The sequence below is a fragment of the Streptomyces sp. NPDC054866 genome, from assembly GCF_053610745.1.
The window spans coordinates 752,309-768,502 of sequence record NZ_JBSGZA010000004.1; the positions used below are offsets into that span (position 1 = coordinate 752,309).

A 16,194-nucleotide genomic window follows, 5' to 3' on the forward strand; every position below is an offset into this window, starting at 1 on the left:
CTGGGGGACATGAGCGAACGAGGCAGGCTCGGCGACTTCCTGTACGCGCGACGTTCCCAGCTGCGCCCTGCGGACGTCGGCCTGAAGGACTACGGAGACCGGCGGCGCGTGGCAGGCCTGCGCAGGGAAGAACTCGCCCTGCTCGCCGGCGTCAGCGCCTCGTACTACACGAGGCTGGAGCAGGGCCAGTCGGTCGGGGCCTCCCCGGAGATCCTGGATGCCGTCGCCCGGGCCCTCTGCCTCGACGAGGCGGAGCGCAGGCATCTGCACGACCTCGCCGACGCAGGCAGGAGGCGGACCCCGGCCCGCCGACCGCGGGCCGAGCAGGCGGGGACCACCACGCTCGATCTGCTGAGCACCCTGGAGAGTGTTCCGGCGCTGGTCAGCGGCCGTCGCACCGACGTGCTCGCCTGGAACCGTCTTGGTCACGCACTGTTCGCGGCGCACCTGAGCGCCGACAGCCCCCAGCGGGCGGCCGAGCGACCCAACCTCGCCAGGATGCTCTTCCTCGACCCCCACACCCGTGCGCTGTACGCCGACTGGACGGCGAAGGCCAAGGCCGTCGTCGAGAATCTGCGGATGGTCGCGGGACGCCACCCCGACGACACGCTGCTCACCTCGCTCATCGGTGAACTCACCGTCAAGAGCCCCGAGTTCGCCGCCATGTGGACCGGCCACCGGGTGCACCCCTGCGACTTCGCCCGCTACGAGATGCGCCACCCCCTCGTCGGCACCCTCACCGTCACCCAGCAGAGCCTCCACCTTCCGCAGGCGGAGGACCAGCACCTGGTCCTCGCCGTCACGGAGCCCGGCTCACCGTCGAGAGAGGCGGTGACCCTCCTCGGGCAGGCCGCGACCGCCGGCGACCGTACCCACCTCCACGCGGACCGACTCGAAGGCCGCACCCACCTCCACGCGGACCGCCCCTAGGACGGCTGGCGCCCCTCCAACGCGGCGTGCCAGCCCGGCAGTTCGGCCTCGCGTACCGGCGTGGCGCGCCGCCCGCCGCGTGCGAAGAAGTCGGCGAGCGGCAGCGTCGCGGCGCCGACCGTCACCGCGTCCGGTCCGAGGCGGCCGAGTTCGATGGTGACGCGCCCCGCCGGGTAGGAGAGGGCGTAGGTGGGGATGTGGCGCTTCACCGCGGTCAGGAAGCGCTGTCCGAGCTGGAGTCCGGCCCAGCCGCCGACGAGGATCCGCTCCGGCTGGAAGAGGTTGATCAGGTCGGAGAGCCCCGCGCCCAGGTACTCGGCGGTCTCCTCAAGGACCGCCAGGGCCGTCGGATCCGCCGCGCCGCCACCCTCCGGATAGGCGGCGTCGAGCAGCGCGGTGAGCGCGCTCTCCTCGTCCGTGCCCCCGGGCGGGCGCCCGCCCGCCTCCTGCCACCGTTCGAGCAGCGCTTCCGCACCCGCGTACGCCTCCAGGCAGCCGAGGGAACCGCACCGGCACCGTCTGCCCTGCACCCGCACGGTGAGGTGTCCCCACTCGACGGCGCGGCCCTGCTCCACGTCCTCGGTGACGACGCACGCGCCGACACCCGAGCCGAACAGGACCACCACCGCGTCCCGCGTCCCGCGCCCCGCTCCGAACCACATCTCCGCCTGGCCGAGCGTCTTGGCGCCGTTGTCGATGAAGTACGGTACGGAGGAGGGGAGTTGAGTCGTCCCCCGGCCGGTCTCGCGCAGCAGTGACTCCAGCGGGACAGCGTTCCAGCCGATGGTCTGCCCGTGCACGACAGCGCCCAACTTGCCGTCGCGCGCGACGATTCCGGGTACGCCGATCCCGACGCCGAGGAGTCCGTCCGCCGTGACACCCGCGGCGTCGAGCACCTCGCCGATCCCGTCCCTGATGTGCTCCGCGATGCCGCCGACGTCGTGGCCCTTCAGGGTCAAAGGCCGTTCAGCCCTGGCGAGTTCGGACAAGGAGAGGTCGAAGAGTTCGACGCGTACGCGGGTCTCGCCGACGTCCACGCCGATCAGCTGACCGCGGCCGGGCGCGACCCGAAGCAGCGTACGCGGGCGCCCGCCGTCGGACTCCACGCTGCCCGCCTCCTCCACCCACCCCTCCGACACGAGCTCGGCCACGACATTGCTGATGGAACCTGAACTCAGCCCGGTGGCGGGCCCGAGCATGAAGCGGCTCATCGGTCCCTCGAAGTACAGCCGCTGCAGTACGGCGGCGCGGTTCTCCCGCCGCAGGTCGTGCACCGTACGCCCGTTGCGCTGCCCAGCCATGTGGTTCCTTCCGGCGTGCTCTGCCTCGAAGTTGGTTCTGTGTGACCCCTTGACGGTATCTTCCCCGCCGGTTTAACTCACGTCCTAAATTAAGTCATGAGGGCATTCAGGAGTTGAACGCGGCGCCTGCTCGACCCGGCGCTGGGCCAGCCGTCCTCCCCATGACTCCCTCCGGAAGGGACACCTGGAGCCATGCGCAGATTCCGAGCCGCCGCCGTCGGCGCCGCCACACTCTCGCTCGCCCTCACCGCGTCCGCCTGCGGCGGCGGTTCGACGACGGGCGGTGCGGGGTCCGACGACTCGCCGAAGACGCTGACCTACTGGGCGTCGAACCAAGGCCCCAACGTCGAGGCGGACAAGAAGATCCTCAAGCCCGAACTCGCCAAGTTCGAGAAGCAGACGGGGATCAAGGTCAAGCTCGAAGTCATCCCGTGGTCGGAGCTGCTCAACAGGATCCTGACCGCGACGACCTCGGGCCAGGGACCCGACGTCCTGAACATCGGCAACACCTGGAGCGCGTCACTGCAGGCCAGCGGCGCCCTGCTGCCCTGGGACGAGAAGAACTTCGACAAGATCGGCGGCAAGGACCGCTTCGTGGAGTCCGCGCTCGGCTCGGCGGGAGCGCCGGACAAGGATCCGGCGGCCGTGCCGCTGTACTCCATGGCGTACGCCCTCTACTACAACAAAAAGATGTTCAAGGAGGCCGGCATAGACGAGCCGCCCGCCACCTGGGACGAGCTGGTCGAGGACGGCAAGAAGCTCTCCAAGGGCGGCAAATGGGCCCTGGGCGCGGAGGGGGCGAACCTCTCCAACAACATCCACCAGGTCTTCGCCCTCGGAAAGCAGCACGGCGCCGACTTCTTCACCGCGGACGGCAAGGCCGACTTCACCTCCGACGGCGCGGTCGCGGCCGTGAAGCAGTACGTCGACATGATGGCGAAGGACAAGATCATCGCCCCGGGCAACGCGGAGTACGCGCAGAACCAGTCCCTGAGCGACTTCGCCAAGGACAAGACGGCCATGGTGCTGTGGCAGGCCGCGGCCACCACCTTCAAGTCGCAGGGCATGAGCGACGACGAGTGGGGCGTGGCGCCCGTGCCCGTGGACTCCGGAACGCCCGGCCAGGGCAAGGCCACCAACTCGATGGTCGCCGGAATCAACATGGCCGTCTTCAAGAACACCAAGAACATCGACGGCTCACTGAAGTTCGTGAAGTTCATGACCAGCGACGCGGAACAGAAGATCCTCTGCGAGTCCTACGGATCCGTGCCGCCCGTCAAGGCCGCACAGGAGGACGCGGCCTTCGACCGTCCCGAGCTGAAGGTCCTGCGCGACACCCTCGCCAAGAGCGCCGCGCCGCTGCCGCAGGTGGCCAACGAGTCGCAGTTCGAGACAGCGGTCGGCACCGCCGTGAAGAACCTCTTCGCAGACGCCGCGGGCGGCCGTGAGGTCACCACCGCGTCCGTGAAGGCCGAACTGGCCAAGGCTCAGCAGCAGATGTCCCAGCAGTGAGCGACACGACCGTGCCCACCAGGACCACGACCGTCGTTCAGAGCGCGAAGGAGCCGTCCGTGACAGCCCCGGAGACGGAGCGCGGCCCGCGCCGCCGTCCCGGACGGCTCCGCCGCATCGGCCTCCCGTACCTCCTGCTGCTCCCCGCCCTCCTGCTCGAAATCCTCGTCCATCTGCTGCCGATCGTCATCGGCATCGTGATGAGCTTCAAGGAGCTCACGCAGTTCTTCATCCGCGACTGGGGCGCCGCGCCCTGGTCGGGCCTGGACAACTACAAGGTGTCGGTGGACTTCGACGCGCCGGTGGGCGAGGCGCTGCTGCACTCGTTCCTCGTCACCTGCGCGTTCACGGTGCTCTCGGTCGGCCTCTGCTGGCTGATCGGGACGACCGCCGCGATCTATCTGCAGGAGACGTTCAAGGGGCGCGGCTTCCTCCGGGCGCTCTTCCTCGTCCCGTACGCGTTGCCCGTCTACGCCGCGGTGATCACCTGGGGCTTCATGTTCCAGCGTGACAACGGCCTCATCAACCATGTCCTTCACGACCAGTTGGGCCTCACCGACAGCGCGCCGTTCTGGCTCATCGGCGACAACAGCTTCGTCGCGCTGCTCACCGTGTCGGTGTGGAAGGGCTGGCCGTTCGCCTTCCTCATCATGATGGCCGGGCTGCAGAACATCCCGAAGGAGATGTACGAGGCGGCCGCGCTCGACGGCGCCGGGATGTGGCAGCAGATCCGCCGCATCACCCTGCCGTCCCTGCGCTCCGTCAACCAGGTCCTCGTGCTCGTCCTGTTCCTGTGGACGTTCAACGACTTCAACACGCCGTACGTCCTGTTCGGCAGGTCGGCGCCCGAGGCGGCGGACCTGGTCTCGATCCACATTTACCAGTCGTCGTTCGTCACCTGGAACTTCGGCACCGGCTCCGCCATGTCCGTCCTGCTTCTGCTGTTCCTGCTCGCGGTGACGGGCGTCTATCTGTGGATCACTTCGCAGGAGAGGAAGTCCGCTCATGTCTAGCGCCCGCATGTCCGGCGCCCGCATGGCCGCGCGGCCCCGCGGGGCGGCGAAGCCCCGGTCGCCGATGGCGGCGCCCCGCTCGTTCCTGTGGTCGCGGCGGATCTTCCTGATGCTGCTCACGGGCTTCGTGCTGCTGCCCGTGTTCGTGATGGTGTCCAGCTCGCTCAAGCCCCTCGAAGACGTGTCGGGCGAGTTCCGCTGGATGCCGAGCGGGCTCACGATCCGCCCGTACATCGACATCTGGAACACCGTTCCACTGGCGAAGTACTTCGTGAACTCGCTGATCGTGGCGGGCGCGGCCACCGTCTGCTCGGTGGTGATCGCCGTCTTCGCCGCCTATGCCGTCAGCCGCTACCAGTTCCGCGGCAAGCGCGTCTTCACGGTGACGGTCCTGTCCACCCAGATGTTCCCCGGCATCCTGTTCCTCCTTCCGCTGTTCCTGATGTACGTCAACATCGGCAACGCCACGGGGATCGCCCTGTTCGGCTCCCGGGGCGGGCTCATCCTCACGTACCTGACCTTCTCGCTGCCCTTCTCGATCTGGATGCTGATCGGGTACTTCGAATCGGTGCCGCGCGATCTGGACGAGGCGGCGCTCGTCGACGGCTGCGGGCCGATCGGCGCGCTCTTCCGGGTCGTCGTCCCTGCCGCGATCCCCGGCATCGTCGCGGTCGCCGTCTACGCGTTCATGACCGCCTGGGGAGAAGTGCTCTTCGCCTCCGTCATGACGAACGACGCCACCCGCACCCTCGCCATCGGCCTCCAGGGCTACTCCACCCAGAACGACGTCTACTGGAACCAGATCATGGCGGCGTCGCTGGTCGTGAGCATCCCCGTGGTCGCGGGTTTCCTCCTGCTCCAGCGCTATCTGGTCGCCGGCCTCACCGCCGGAGCCGTCAAGTGACCCACCCCCTCGCAACAACTCCGTCTGAGAGGACGTCCGTGTCGTCTGTGTCGTCTGTGTCCGAGCTCATCGACCTTGCCGCTCTTCCGCACGACTTCGCGTGGGGCACGGCCACATCGGCGTACCAGATCGAGGGTGCCGTCTCCGAAGACGGCCGTTCCCCCTCGATCTGGGACACCTTCTCGCACACTCCCGGAAAGATCGACAACGCCGATCACGGTGACGTGGCCTGCGACCACTACCACCGCTGGCGCGAGGACATCGCGCTGATGCGGCAACTGGGCACCAACGCCTACCGGTTGTCCCTCGCCTGGCCGCGCGTCGTGCCCGGCGGCGACGGACCGGCCAACCCCAAGGGCCTTGATTTCTACGACCAGTTGATCGACGCTCTCCTCGACGCGGGCATCACGCCGTCCGTGACTCTCTACCACTGGGACCTGCCGCAGGTCCTTCAGGATCGCGGCGGCTGGCCCGAGCGGGACACGGCCGAGCACTTCGCCGCGTACGCGTCCGTCGCCGCCGAGCGCCTCGGTGACCGCGTCACCCAGTGGGCCACGCTCAACGAACCCCTCTGCTCGGCGTGGATCGGCCACCTCGAAGGGCGGATGGCACCGGGAGTGACCGATCTGACCGCCGCCGTGCGCGCCTCGTACCACCTGCTGCTCGGGCACGGCCTCGCCACCCAGGCCATCCGTGCCGCGGCGCCCGGGGCGCGGATCGGCATCGTCAACAACCTCTCCACGGTCGAGCCCGCCACCGACCGTCCCGAGGACGTCGCCGCCGCCCGCCGCGTGGACGGCCACACCAACCGCTGGTGGCTCGACCCGGTCCACGGCCGCGGCTTCCCGGCCGACATGCGAGAGGTCTACGGTGTCGAACTCCCGGAGCGTGCACGCGACTTGGCGACCATCGCGCAGCCGCTCGACTGGCTGGGCCTGAACTACTACTTCCCGGCCGTCGTCTCCGACGACCCCGCGGGCCCCGCGCCCCACGCCCACCAGGTGCGCCGCGAGTCAGTGCCGCGCACCGGCATGGACTGGGAGATCGACGCGAACGGCATCGAGACGCTCCTGCTGCGCCTGACGAACGAGTACGGCGCGCGCAAGCTGTACGTCACCGAGAACGGCTCGTCCTACCCCGACGTCGTACGCCCCGACGGAACCGTCGACGATCCGGAGCGCACCGACTACCTGGTCCGCCATCTCGCCTCCTGCGCGAGCGCCGCCCGCAAGGGAGCGCCCCTGGCCGGGTACTACGCGTGGTCGCTGCTCGACAACTTCGAGTGGGCCTACGGCTACGACAAGCGATTCGGCCTCGTGTACGTCGACTACGAGACGCAGCGCCGCACCGTCAAGGGCAGCGGTCTGCGCTACGCCGACATCATCCGCGGCCACCAGGGGCGAGCGAGCCGCGCCGCCTGACGCGTTCGCACGACCGACGGCGGCTCCCGGCTCTCCGCCGGTCCGGGGGCCGCCGCGCTTGTGGCTCCGCCTTCCCGCGTCAGGTCGTGTTCGCCCTGCGGCCCTCCTTCGCCGCCGCGCCGATGCACACGAGGCCCAACAGGAGGGTGAGGCCGCCGATGATGATGTTGGTGAGGATGACGCCCGCGTCGGGGCTCGTGCCGACGACCCACGGCGACACGATCATCCATACACCCATGGCGCACATGGCCCAGCTCAGGCCGTACATCCTGGCAGGCGCGACAGTGAATCCGAGGCCCAGCAGGCCGATCGCGATGCCCATGATGAGGTTGTGCGTCGTGAGGACTGGCTGGCTGGTGGTGAAGTGGACCACCCACGGGGAGATGGCACAGAAGAGACCCGTGAGGAACACAGGTCCGTCCACGAGCGCCACATCTTTTCCACCGAGTACGCGGGCGTATCGATCCCGCATTTCGGATACGTCAGGGTGAGCGGCTATGTCTCCCCTGTGTGAGACGTCGGCCATGAGACTCGTCTCCTCTGCTTGGTGCAGGCCTGATGACCTCGCGCGGCGGGTTGTCGCACATATCCATTCTGCTCTTATTTTTTCTTTATGCGTAGTTGTGGCCGATCCGCGACCTTGCGGTCACCGCCCGTACGGGGGACCAGAACGCGCCGTCCCACGCCCCGGCCGCTGGAATGAACACGTGACCGCGCCCCCGGACGACTGCCTAGCGCGCAACGAGTGGATCTGCGGTGAGTATCTGAGCACCCGCCGCCAGATCATCGTCGACGCGGTCCTCCAGCATCTGGAGCTGACCGCCGTCTCCATCCTCATCGCGCTCGTCATCGCCGTACCGCTGGCCGTCGCCGCCCGCCGCTGGGCCCTCGCGGCAGGGCCCGTCCTTGCGCTGACCACGATCCTCTACACGATCCCCTCGCTCGCGATGTTCTCGCTGCTGCTCCCCGTGTACGGCCTCTCCGCGTCCCTCGTCGTCGCGGGACTCGTCCTGTACTCCCTGACGCTGCTCGTCCGCAACATCCTGGCCGGACTGCGCGCCGTCCCCGAGGACACCCGGCAGGCCGCCCGCGGCATGGGCTACGGACCGATCCGGCTCCTGCTGACCGTCGAACTGCCGCTCGCGCTGCCCGCCGCCATGGCCGGCCTGCGCATCGCCACCGTCTCCGCGGTCTCCCTCGTGACGGTCGGCGCGATCGTCGGCTTCGGCGGGCTCGGCAACCTGATCTACACGGGCATGAACACCTACTTCAAGGCGCAGGTCCTGACCGCCTCCGTGCTGTGCGTCGTCATCGCCGTACTGGCCGATCTGCTGCTCCTCGGCGTGCAGCGGATCCTCACTCCGTGGACGAGGGCGGCCCGCTCATGAACACCATCAGCGACGCCTGGCAGTGGCTCACCGACTCGGCGCACTGGGCGGGCGACGACGGCATCTGGCACCGGCTCACCCAGCACCTCGTCCTCACCGTGGTCTGCCTGATCCTGAGCTGTCTGATCGCGCTGCCGGTCGCGCTCGTCCTCGGCCACCTCGGCAAGGGCGGCGCCCTCGCGGTCAACATCTCCAACGTCGGCCGCGCGGTACCGACCTTCGCGGTCCTCGTCCTGCTGCTCCTCACCCCCATCGGACGGTGGAGCGAGGGCCCGACCGTCGTCGCGCTCGTCCTGTTCGCCGTGCCGCCGCTGCTCACCAACGCGTACGTCGGGATGCGCGGTGTCGACCGCAGCGTCGTACAGGCCGCACGCGGCATGGGAATGACGGGACGGCAGATGCTGTGGCGGGTCGAACTGCCGCTCGCGATGCCGCTGGTCCTCAGCGGGGTGCGGATCGCCGCCGTGCAGCTCGTGGCCACCGCCACGATCGCGGCACTCGCCGGCGGCGGGGGTCTCGGCCGGATCATCACGGCCGGCTTCAACCTCGCGAGCACCCCGCAGGTGGTGGCGGGCGCCGTGCTGGTCGCCGTGTTCGCCCTGATCGTCGAGGGGCTCTTCGAGATCGGCGAACGGCTCGCTCCCGGCGGGGCGCGGGGGAGAGGGCGGACGGGATGAGGCGGCGCGGGGTACGGGTTGCCGCGGCCGCGGCGGGGATGGCGCTGCTCCTGCCCGGCTGTTCCTCGGGCCCGTCCCTGGAGACCCAGGGCGAGGTGACCGCCCCGCCCGGCGACAGTCATCACCTGGTCGTCGGTTCCGCGGGATTCGCCGAGAGCGACCTGCTCGCCCAGATGTACTCCCTGCTCCTCCAGAAGGCCGGATACGGGGCGGAGATCCTCTCCGTGGCCAACCGCGAGCTGTACGAACCCGCCCTGGAGTCCGGGCAGATCGACGTCGTCCCCGAGTACGCGGCGACGTTCGCGGACTGGCTGAACGCCAAGAAGAACGGCGCGGACGCGAAGCCGGTCGGCTCACCCGACCTGGACGCCACGATGAAGGCCCTGCGCGGACTCGCCACGCCGCGAGGCCTCACCGTCCTCGACCCTGGCAAGGCCGTGGACCAGAACGCCTTCGCGGTCACGGCGTCCTTCGCCGAGCAGCACCACCTCAAGACCCTGAGCGACCTCGGAAAATCCGGCCTGAAGGTACGCCTCGCCGCGGGCGACGAATGCGTGCAACGCCCGTACTGCGAACCCGGCCTGAAGAAGGTCTACGGCATCGACATCACCTCCGTCGACCCCAAGGGCGTGGGCACGACCCAGGCCAAGAAGGCCGTGCAGAGCGGTCAGGACCAGATGGTCCTGACCACGTCGACGGACGCCACGCTCGACAACTTCGGCCTCGTCCTGCTGAAGGACGACAAGAAACTCCAGAACGCCGACTACATCGTCCCGGTCGTCAACCGCTCCCGCGCGGGCAGCGAGGGCGTCGCGAAAGCACTCGGCCGCCTCAACTCCGTACTGACGACAGCGGACCTGGCGTCCATGAACGAACAGGTGGACAGCTGGCGGCGGCTGCCGCAGGACGTGGCACGGACCTACCTGGAGGAGAAGGGGCTGCTGTAGGCGGCGAGGCCTTTGGGGCAGAGGCCTACGCGTCGGCCACCGAGTCGAACTCCACCTCGTCCCGAGCCACGCCCTGCGCGTCCGCGTCCACCGAGCGGCGCAGCGCCTCGTGCAGCTTGGCGGGGGTCAGCACGCCGAGGAAGCGGGCACCGTCGAGGACCGCGACCCAGCCCGCGTCGTGCTGGAGCATCACACCGAACGCCTGCTTGAGCGGGGCGCCCACCGGGACCCACGCCTTCATACGATGGGCCAGATCGCCGACCCTGCCACCCTCTCCGGCAAGTGCGACTTCGTCGATGCCGACCCAGCCGTGCAGATCTCCGTCCGTGTCCAGGACGACGCCCCAGCGGGCGTCCTCCTCGCGCAGCCGGGCCGCGGCGTGCGCGGCGGGCTCGTCGAGCCTGACCACCGTCGGCTGCTCCAGGTCGTCCGGCTGGATCTCGGTGACCGAGAGCCGCTTCAGGCCACGGTCGGCGCCCACGAACCCGGCGACGTACGGCGTCGCCGGAGTGCCGAGCACCGCTCCGGGCGTGTCGTACTGCTCGATGCGCCCCTGCCCGTACACCGCGATCCGGTCACCGAGCCTGACCGCCTCCTCGATGTCGTGCGTGACCAGGAGAACCGTCTTGCGGACCGTCGCCTGCATCCGCAGGAACTCGTCCTGCAACTGCTCGCGCACCACCGGGTCGACCGCCCCGAACGGCTCGTCCATGAGGAGCACGGGCGGATCGGCGGCCAGGGCACGTGCCACGCCGACGCGCTGGCGCTGCCCGCCCGACAGCTGCTCGGGATAGCGGGATCCGTACGTCTTCGGGTCGAGGCCCACCAGGTCGAGCAGCTCGGCCGCCCGTGCCCGCGCCTTCGCCTTCTTCCAGCCGATCAACGCGGGGACGGTCGCCGTGTTGTCGAGGATCGTCCGGTGCGGGAAGAGCCCCACCTGCTGGATGACATAGCCGATACGGCGGCGCAGGAGGACCGGGTCGACGTCCGCGATGTTCTCGTCGTTCACGAAGATGCGGCCCGCGGTCGGTTCGATGAGGCGGTTCACCATCATCATCGTGGTCGTCTTGCCGCACCCGGAAGGCCCGACGAGCGTGACCAGTTCCCCCTGGGCGACCTCGAAGGACAGGTCGTCCACGGCCATCGTGCCGTCCGGGTAGCGCTTGCTCACCTGCTCGAACCGGATCATGCACTCACGCTAACCGCGGCCCTCGGACTCCGCTCACCAGCACCACCTCCAGGGTGCGGGGGCCGTGCACGCCCTCCACCCGGTCCAGTTCGATGTCGCTGGTGGCGGACGGTCCCGAGATCCAGGTCAGCGGGCGGGCCGGGTCGAGCCGTTCGAGTGCCTGCGGCACGGAGGAGACCACCTGGCCCGGGACCCGTACGACACAGATGTGGTGATCGGGGACGAGCGTGATCCGTCGGCGGCCCTGGTCGGGGCCGCCGTCCAGGACGATCGTGCCGGTCTCGGCCACGGCGACCGCGCAGCCGGTGACGACGCTGTCGACCGCGTCGAGCTCACGCGGAGTGCTCGCGGCACGGTCATCGACACGGGTCGCGGCGGAGGCCTTGAGCCAGTACGGCGGGAGACCGGGCGGCACGAGCACGGTACGCGCGCCGCGTTCAGCGAGCAGCCGCATGAGCAGGTCAGGCAGCTCCGCGTCCGCGCAGCGGTGCACGAGCGCGCGGTAGTCGGCGAGGTTCTCCGCGAGCAGGTCGACGGTCTGCTCGGTGGTGCGGTCGCCGTGCTCGCGCAGGTAGTCGCGGGGGACGGTCGTGGCGCGCGCATCTGCCTCCCCGCCTACGGGTACGTCAGCCAGTGCTCGCCGGACGCGGCCCAGGATCTGCTCCCTGCTGCTCACTTCTCGCCGCCCTTCTCCGCCCGGTCGCCGGACGTACGCCGCCACCAGTCGCGGAACGGCTCCGCGGGTACCTTCGGCAGATCCCGTGTCCCGCTCCACGCCCGCCCTGGCCCGGGAAGCGTGCGCGGATGGACGCGCCGGGTGCCGGACGCCAGCTTCTGTCCGGCCCGGAGCGCTGCCGGGCGGCCGAACGCCCAGCCCGCCGCGCGCATCGCGGCCCGCTCCGCGGCGTGCCCCTTCGCCGGCCGCAGGGTCACCTTCGAGCCGTGCCGTGTCACTTCGCCGCCCTGGACCACCCGCTCCCGCAGGTGGACGAGGACTTCGGGGATGTCGATGGCTACCGGGCACACCTCGTAGCAGGCGCCGCAGAGCGATGACGCGTAGGGGAGTGAGGCGTCGATCTCGCTCTGGGTGCCGCGGAGTTGAGGGCTGAGGATGGCTCCGATGGGGCCGGGGTAGACCGAGCCGTACGCGTGGCCGCCGGCCCGTTCGTACACGGGGCAGACGTTGAGGCAGGCCGAGCAGCGGATGCAGCGCAGTGCCTGGCGGCCCACCTCGTCGGCGAGCGTGTCGCTGCGGCCGTTGTCGAGGAGTACGAGGTGGAAGTCGCGCGGCCCGTCCTCGTCGGTGGTGCCGGTCCACATCGACGTGTACGGGTTCATCCGCTCGGCCGTCGAGGAGCGGGGGAGCGTCTGGAGGAAGACCTCCAGGTCCCGCCAGGTGGGCACGATCTTCTCGATCCCGACGACCGAGATCAGCGTCTCGGGAAGCGTCAGGCACATGCGGCCGTTGCCTTCCGACTCGACGACGACCAGGGTGCCCGTCTCGGCGACCATGAAGTTCGCCCCGGAGACGCCGACCTTGGCGCGCAGGAACTTCTCACGGAGGTGGAGACGGGCGGCCTCGGCGAGTTCGGCGGGGGTGTCGGTGAGGTTGTCCGGGGCGGGGCGGCCCCACTCGCTCATCTCGCGCGCGAAGATCTCGCGGATCTCGGCGCGGTTGCGGTGGATGGCGGGCACGAGGATGTGCGAGGGGCGGTCCTTGCCCAGCTGGACGATGAGTTCGGCGAGGTCGGTCTCGTAGGCGTGGATGCCCGCCTCTTCGAGGGCTTCGTTGAGCCCGATCTCCTGCGTGGCCATCGACTTGACCTTGACGACCTCGGACTCGCCGGTCTCCTGGACGAGGCGGGTCACGATGCGGTTGGCCTCGTCGGCGTCGGCCGCCCAGTGCACGGTGCCGCCCGCTGCCGTGACCGACTCCTCCAACTGGACCAGATAGTGGTCGAGTCGGGAGAGCGTGTGGTCCTTGATCCGCTTTCCGGCCTCGCGCAGCTGTGCCCAGTCGTCCAGTTCGGCGACGGCGCGGGCCCGTTTGTCGCGGATGGTGTGCGTGGCGTGGCGGAGATTGGCGCGCAGGGTCTTGTTGCCCACGGCCTCGCGGGCCGCGGCGGGGAAGGCGGGCATGCCCACGAACGTGCCGCTCGTGCCGCTCACGCTGCTCGTGCCGCTCATGACAGGGGCTCCTCTTCCGTGCTCGCCAGGATCTCCGCGATGTGGACCGGGCGCAGGCCGCTCCTGAGGCGGGACAACGTGCCCCCGATGTGCATCAGGCAGGAGTTGTCCGCCGCGCACAGGGCGTCGGCGCCGGTCGACTCGGCGTTGCGCACCTTGTCCGTGCCCATCGCCGACGAGACATCGGAGTTCTTCATCGCGAAGGTGCCGCCGAAGCCGCAGCACTCGTCAGCGCCGGGGAGCACCCGCAGTTCAAGGCCCTTGACCGCCTGGAGCAGTCGCGTGGGCCGGTCACCCAGACCGAGACTGCGCAGACCGTGGCAGGTCGGGTGGTACGTCACCGGGTGCGGGTAGTACGCCCCGACGTCCGTCACGCCAAGAACGTCCACCAGGAACTCGGTGAGCTCGTACGTCTTGGGAACGACGGGCGCCAGCGTCGCCGCCAGGCCGTCGCCGCGACCCTCGGCACGGGCTCGTTCTCCCATGCGAGGGTAGAGCTCGCGGACCATCGCGCCGCATGAACCGGACGGTGTCACGATCGCGTCGTAGTCTTCCGATCCGAATACATCGGAGAAGTGACGGGCGAGGGGCTCTGCCTGGTGGCGGTAACCCGTGTTGTAGTGCGCCTGCCCGCAGCAGGTCTGCGCCATCGGGAAGTCGACGTCAACTCCCAGTCTGGTCAGCAGTTTCACCACTGCTCGGCCTGTGTCGGGATACAGCGTGTCGTTGACACAGGTCAGGAACAGAGCGACACGCATCGCGGGTTCCTCCTCGTCGATCATCGGATGGATGCAGCGTATGCGCTGCGCGCGCTTTGCGGGAGTCATGGTGCGGGCACGTCATGGGAGGACGCGTCGGGACGCCTCCTCCCACGCCGCACGGGTCGCTGGGTCGCGGGTCGGCTCGTAGCGAGTCAACTGCTGGGTGCGGGCCAGCAGGGCGCGCATTTCGTGGCGGCCTTCGCTTATGAGGCCGTGCGCCCTGGTCTGGACGAGTACGTTGCCCAGCGCCGCAGCCTCCGCGGGCCCCGCGACGACGGGCAGCCCACAGGCGTCCGCGGTCAGTTGGCACAGGAGCGCGTTGCGGGCGCCGCCGCCGACTATGTGCACTACGTCCACGGCTCGGTCCGCGAGGCGTTGGGCGTCCTCGATGGCGCGGCGGTGGGCCAGGGCCAGGGAGTCGAGGATGCAGCGTGTCGTCTCGGCGGGGGTGCCGGGGGCGGGCTGGCCGGTGGCCTCGCAGGCTTGGGCGATGCGGTGGGGCATGTTGCCCGGGGGCAGGAAGGCGGGATCTGCCGCGTCGACGAGGGAGCGGAGGGCGGGGGCGTGGGCGGCTTCGATCAGCAGCGCTTCCAGGGTGGGCGGGCTTTCACCTGTGTGCCAGGTGCGCAGGCACTCCTGGAGCAGCCAGAGGCCCATGATGTTGCGCAGGTAGCGGACCGTGCCGTCTATGCCCAGCTCATTGGTGAAGTTGGCTTCGCGGCCCTCCTCCGTACGGATGGGAGCGGTCAACTCCAGCCCTGCCAGCGACCAGGTACCGGTGCAGATGTAGGCGAAGTTGTCGGTGGTGGCGGGGACAGCGGCGACGGCTGAGGCGGTGTCGTGCGAGGCGACCGTTGTCACGGGGGTGGGCGAGGTCAGGCCGGTGTCGTCGAGGACCTGGGGGAGTAGGTGGCCCGCTGGATCGCCGGGGTGCCGCAGGGGCGGGAACAGGCCTAGGTCGATACCGAGGCGCGTCGCTACCTCGTGCGACCAGTCGCCTGTTCCCGGGTCCATGAGCTGCGTGGTGGAGGCGTTGGTCAGCTCTGTGCCGAGTTCGCCCGTCAGCCAGTAGGCCAGCAGATCCGGGATGAGCAACAGGTGCTTGGCGATGGCGAGTTGGGCGGACCCGTGGGCGGCGAGTAGCTGATACAGGGTGTTGAAGGGGGCGTACTGGATGCCTGTCGCGGCGTAGAGGTCGGTGGGAGGGACGGTCGTCCATGCCTTGGCGGCGATGCCTTCGGTGCGGGTGTCGCGGTAGTGCACCGGGTTGCCGAGGAGGGCACCGTCCGTGTCCAGCAGGCCGTAGTCGACTGCCCAGCCGTCGATGCCGACGGAGGTGAGGGGGCCGGCAGAGCCTGCGGCGCGGAGGCCATCCAGGATTCCGTTGTAGAGGGAGAGGATGTCCCATTGCAGGGTGCCGGAGGTGCGGACGGGGTGGTTGGGGAAGCGGTGCGCCTCGTGGAGGGTGAGGGTGTCGGGGCCGGCCTTCGCCACCATGACGCGGCCGCTGGAGGCGCCCAGGTCGATGGCGGCGAAGCGGTGTTCTGAGGAGCGGGGGTGTGGGCGGGGGCTGGGGGTGGCGATGGGCATGGTGGCTCGCAGGGTTGAAGGTCGAGTGCGGGTCGTCCGTGGTGGCGTGGTGCTCTTCGGGGCGGGGCCGCGCCGGTATGTCCGTCCTCGCCAACTCGGCTTGCACGCAGGGCTACTGCGCCACCGCAACGCCACGCACCGTGCTCCGGGCAGACATACCGACACGTCCCCTCCGGCCGTACGCGCGGCTGCGGGCCGGTGGGGCTGCCTGCCTCTTGGCGGCCTGGAACCTGCGGGGGCCTTGAGGTTCTGCGTGCTGTGCTGCGGGCGGGTAAGTCGGCGCGTCCCCCTCCGGGTCGTATGGGTGGTTGTGGGGTGGTGGGGCGGCTGTCTGTCTCTTGGTTGCCTGGGACCTGCTGGGGCTCCTGGTGTCC

15 protein-coding genes are annotated in these 16,194 nt (G+C 69.6%); 8 read left to right on the forward strand and 7 right to left on the reverse strand.

Translation table 11 applies throughout. The features are described from left to right. The first annotated feature begins 9 nt into the window (after positions 1-9). On the forward strand, positions 10-930 hold the full coding sequence (locus ACWGI2_RS24080; protein ID WP_453396366.1) for a helix-turn-helix transcriptional regulator: 921 nt from the start codon (positions 10-12) through the stop codon (positions 928-930). On the opposite strand, the gene ACWGI2_RS24085 is transcribed toward ACWGI2_RS24080, so the two are convergent. Further along, positions 927-2,231, reverse strand: coding sequence for an ROK family protein (locus ACWGI2_RS24085; RefSeq protein ID WP_453697515.1), 1,305 nt, complete (start codon positions 2,229-2,231; stop codon positions 927-929). The genes ACWGI2_RS24080 and ACWGI2_RS24085 overlap by 4 nt on opposite strands. A gap of 192 nt (positions 2,232-2,423) precedes the next feature. Between ACWGI2_RS24085 and ACWGI2_RS24090 the strand changes: the two genes are divergently transcribed. From ACWGI2_RS24090 to ACWGI2_RS24105, 4 genes are read left to right on the forward strand one after another with little or no spacing between them, the layout of a single operon-like run. Beyond that, entirely contained in the window at positions 2,424-3,743 is a 1,320-nt protein-coding gene (locus tag ACWGI2_RS24090) for an ABC transporter substrate-binding protein (RefSeq protein ID WP_453697516.1), read from the forward strand. A gap of 59 nt (positions 3,744-3,802) precedes the next feature. Next, complete coding sequence (locus ACWGI2_RS24095) at positions 3,803-4,756, forward strand: carbohydrate ABC transporter permease (protein WP_453697518.1); 954 nt, start codon at positions 3,803-3,805, stop codon at positions 4,754-4,756. A gap of 22 nt (positions 4,757-4,778) precedes the next feature. Next, entirely contained in the window at positions 4,779-5,660 is an 882-nt protein-coding gene (locus tag ACWGI2_RS24100; RefSeq protein ID WP_453697728.1) for a carbohydrate ABC transporter permease, read from the forward strand. 56 nt (positions 5,661-5,716) lie between these two features. Further along, positions 5,717-7,081, forward strand: a complete 1,365-nt coding sequence (locus ACWGI2_RS24105) for a GH1 family beta-glucosidase (RefSeq protein WP_453697730.1) — start codon at positions 5,717-5,719, stop codon at positions 7,079-7,081. Positions 7,082-7,160: 79 nt separating this feature from the next. Here the strand turns inward: ACWGI2_RS24105 and ACWGI2_RS24110 are convergent, their stop codons facing one another. Then, on the reverse strand, positions 7,161-7,607 hold the full coding sequence (locus tag ACWGI2_RS24110) for an SPW repeat protein (protein ID WP_453396370.1): 447 nt from the start codon (positions 7,605-7,607) through the stop codon (positions 7,161-7,163). A 181-nt stretch (positions 7,608-7,788) separates the two neighbouring features. On the opposite strand from ACWGI2_RS24110, the gene ACWGI2_RS24115 reads away from it, so the two are divergent. From ACWGI2_RS24115 to ACWGI2_RS24125, 3 genes are read left to right on the forward strand one after another with little or no spacing between them, the layout of a single operon-like run. Then, entirely contained in the window at positions 7,789-8,469 is a 681-nt protein-coding gene (locus ACWGI2_RS24115) for an ABC transporter permease (RefSeq protein ID WP_453396371.1), read from the forward strand. Continuing rightward, entirely contained in the window at positions 8,466-9,146 is a 681-nt protein-coding gene (locus ACWGI2_RS24120) for an ABC transporter permease (protein WP_160503067.1), read from the forward strand. Before ACWGI2_RS24115 ends, ACWGI2_RS24120 begins: the two co-directional genes overlap by 4 nt. Further along, positions 9,143-10,093: an ABC transporter substrate-binding protein gene (locus ACWGI2_RS24125; protein ID WP_453697519.1), complete on the forward strand. Its 951-nt coding sequence runs from the start codon at positions 9,143-9,145 to the stop codon at positions 10,091-10,093. Before ACWGI2_RS24120 ends, ACWGI2_RS24125 begins: the two co-directional genes overlap by 4 nt. A gap of 25 nt (positions 10,094-10,118) precedes the next feature. Here ACWGI2_RS24125 and ACWGI2_RS24130 read toward each other — a convergent pair whose 3' ends face one another. From ACWGI2_RS24130 to ACWGI2_RS24150, 5 genes are all read right to left on the reverse strand, one after another. Then, the gene (locus ACWGI2_RS24130) at positions 10,119-11,282 is read right to left on the reverse strand and encodes an ABC transporter ATP-binding protein (protein WP_453697520.1); all 1,164 of its coding nucleotides are present in this window, start codon (positions 11,280-11,282) and stop codon (positions 10,119-10,121) included. Positions 11,283-11,286: 4 nt separating this feature from the next. Next, entirely contained in the window at positions 11,287-11,958 is a 672-nt protein-coding gene (locus ACWGI2_RS24135; protein ID WP_453697522.1) for a LutC/YkgG family protein, read from the reverse strand. Further along, entirely contained in the window at positions 11,955-13,469 is a 1,515-nt protein-coding gene (locus ACWGI2_RS24140) for a LutB/LldF family L-lactate oxidation iron-sulfur protein (protein WP_453697524.1), read from the reverse strand. Before ACWGI2_RS24140 ends, ACWGI2_RS24135 begins: the two co-directional genes overlap by 4 nt. Beyond that, entirely contained in the window at positions 13,466-14,227 is a 762-nt protein-coding gene (locus ACWGI2_RS24145; protein WP_453697526.1) for a (Fe-S)-binding protein, read from the reverse strand. The genes ACWGI2_RS24140 and ACWGI2_RS24145 overlap by 4 nt, the downstream gene beginning before the upstream one ends. A gap of 81 nt (positions 14,228-14,308) precedes the next feature. Continuing rightward, positions 14,309-15,820, reverse strand: a complete 1,512-nt coding sequence (locus ACWGI2_RS24150; RefSeq protein WP_453697528.1) for a rhamnulokinase — start codon at positions 15,818-15,820, stop codon at positions 14,309-14,311. Between the last annotated feature and the right edge of the window lie 374 nt (positions 15,821-16,194).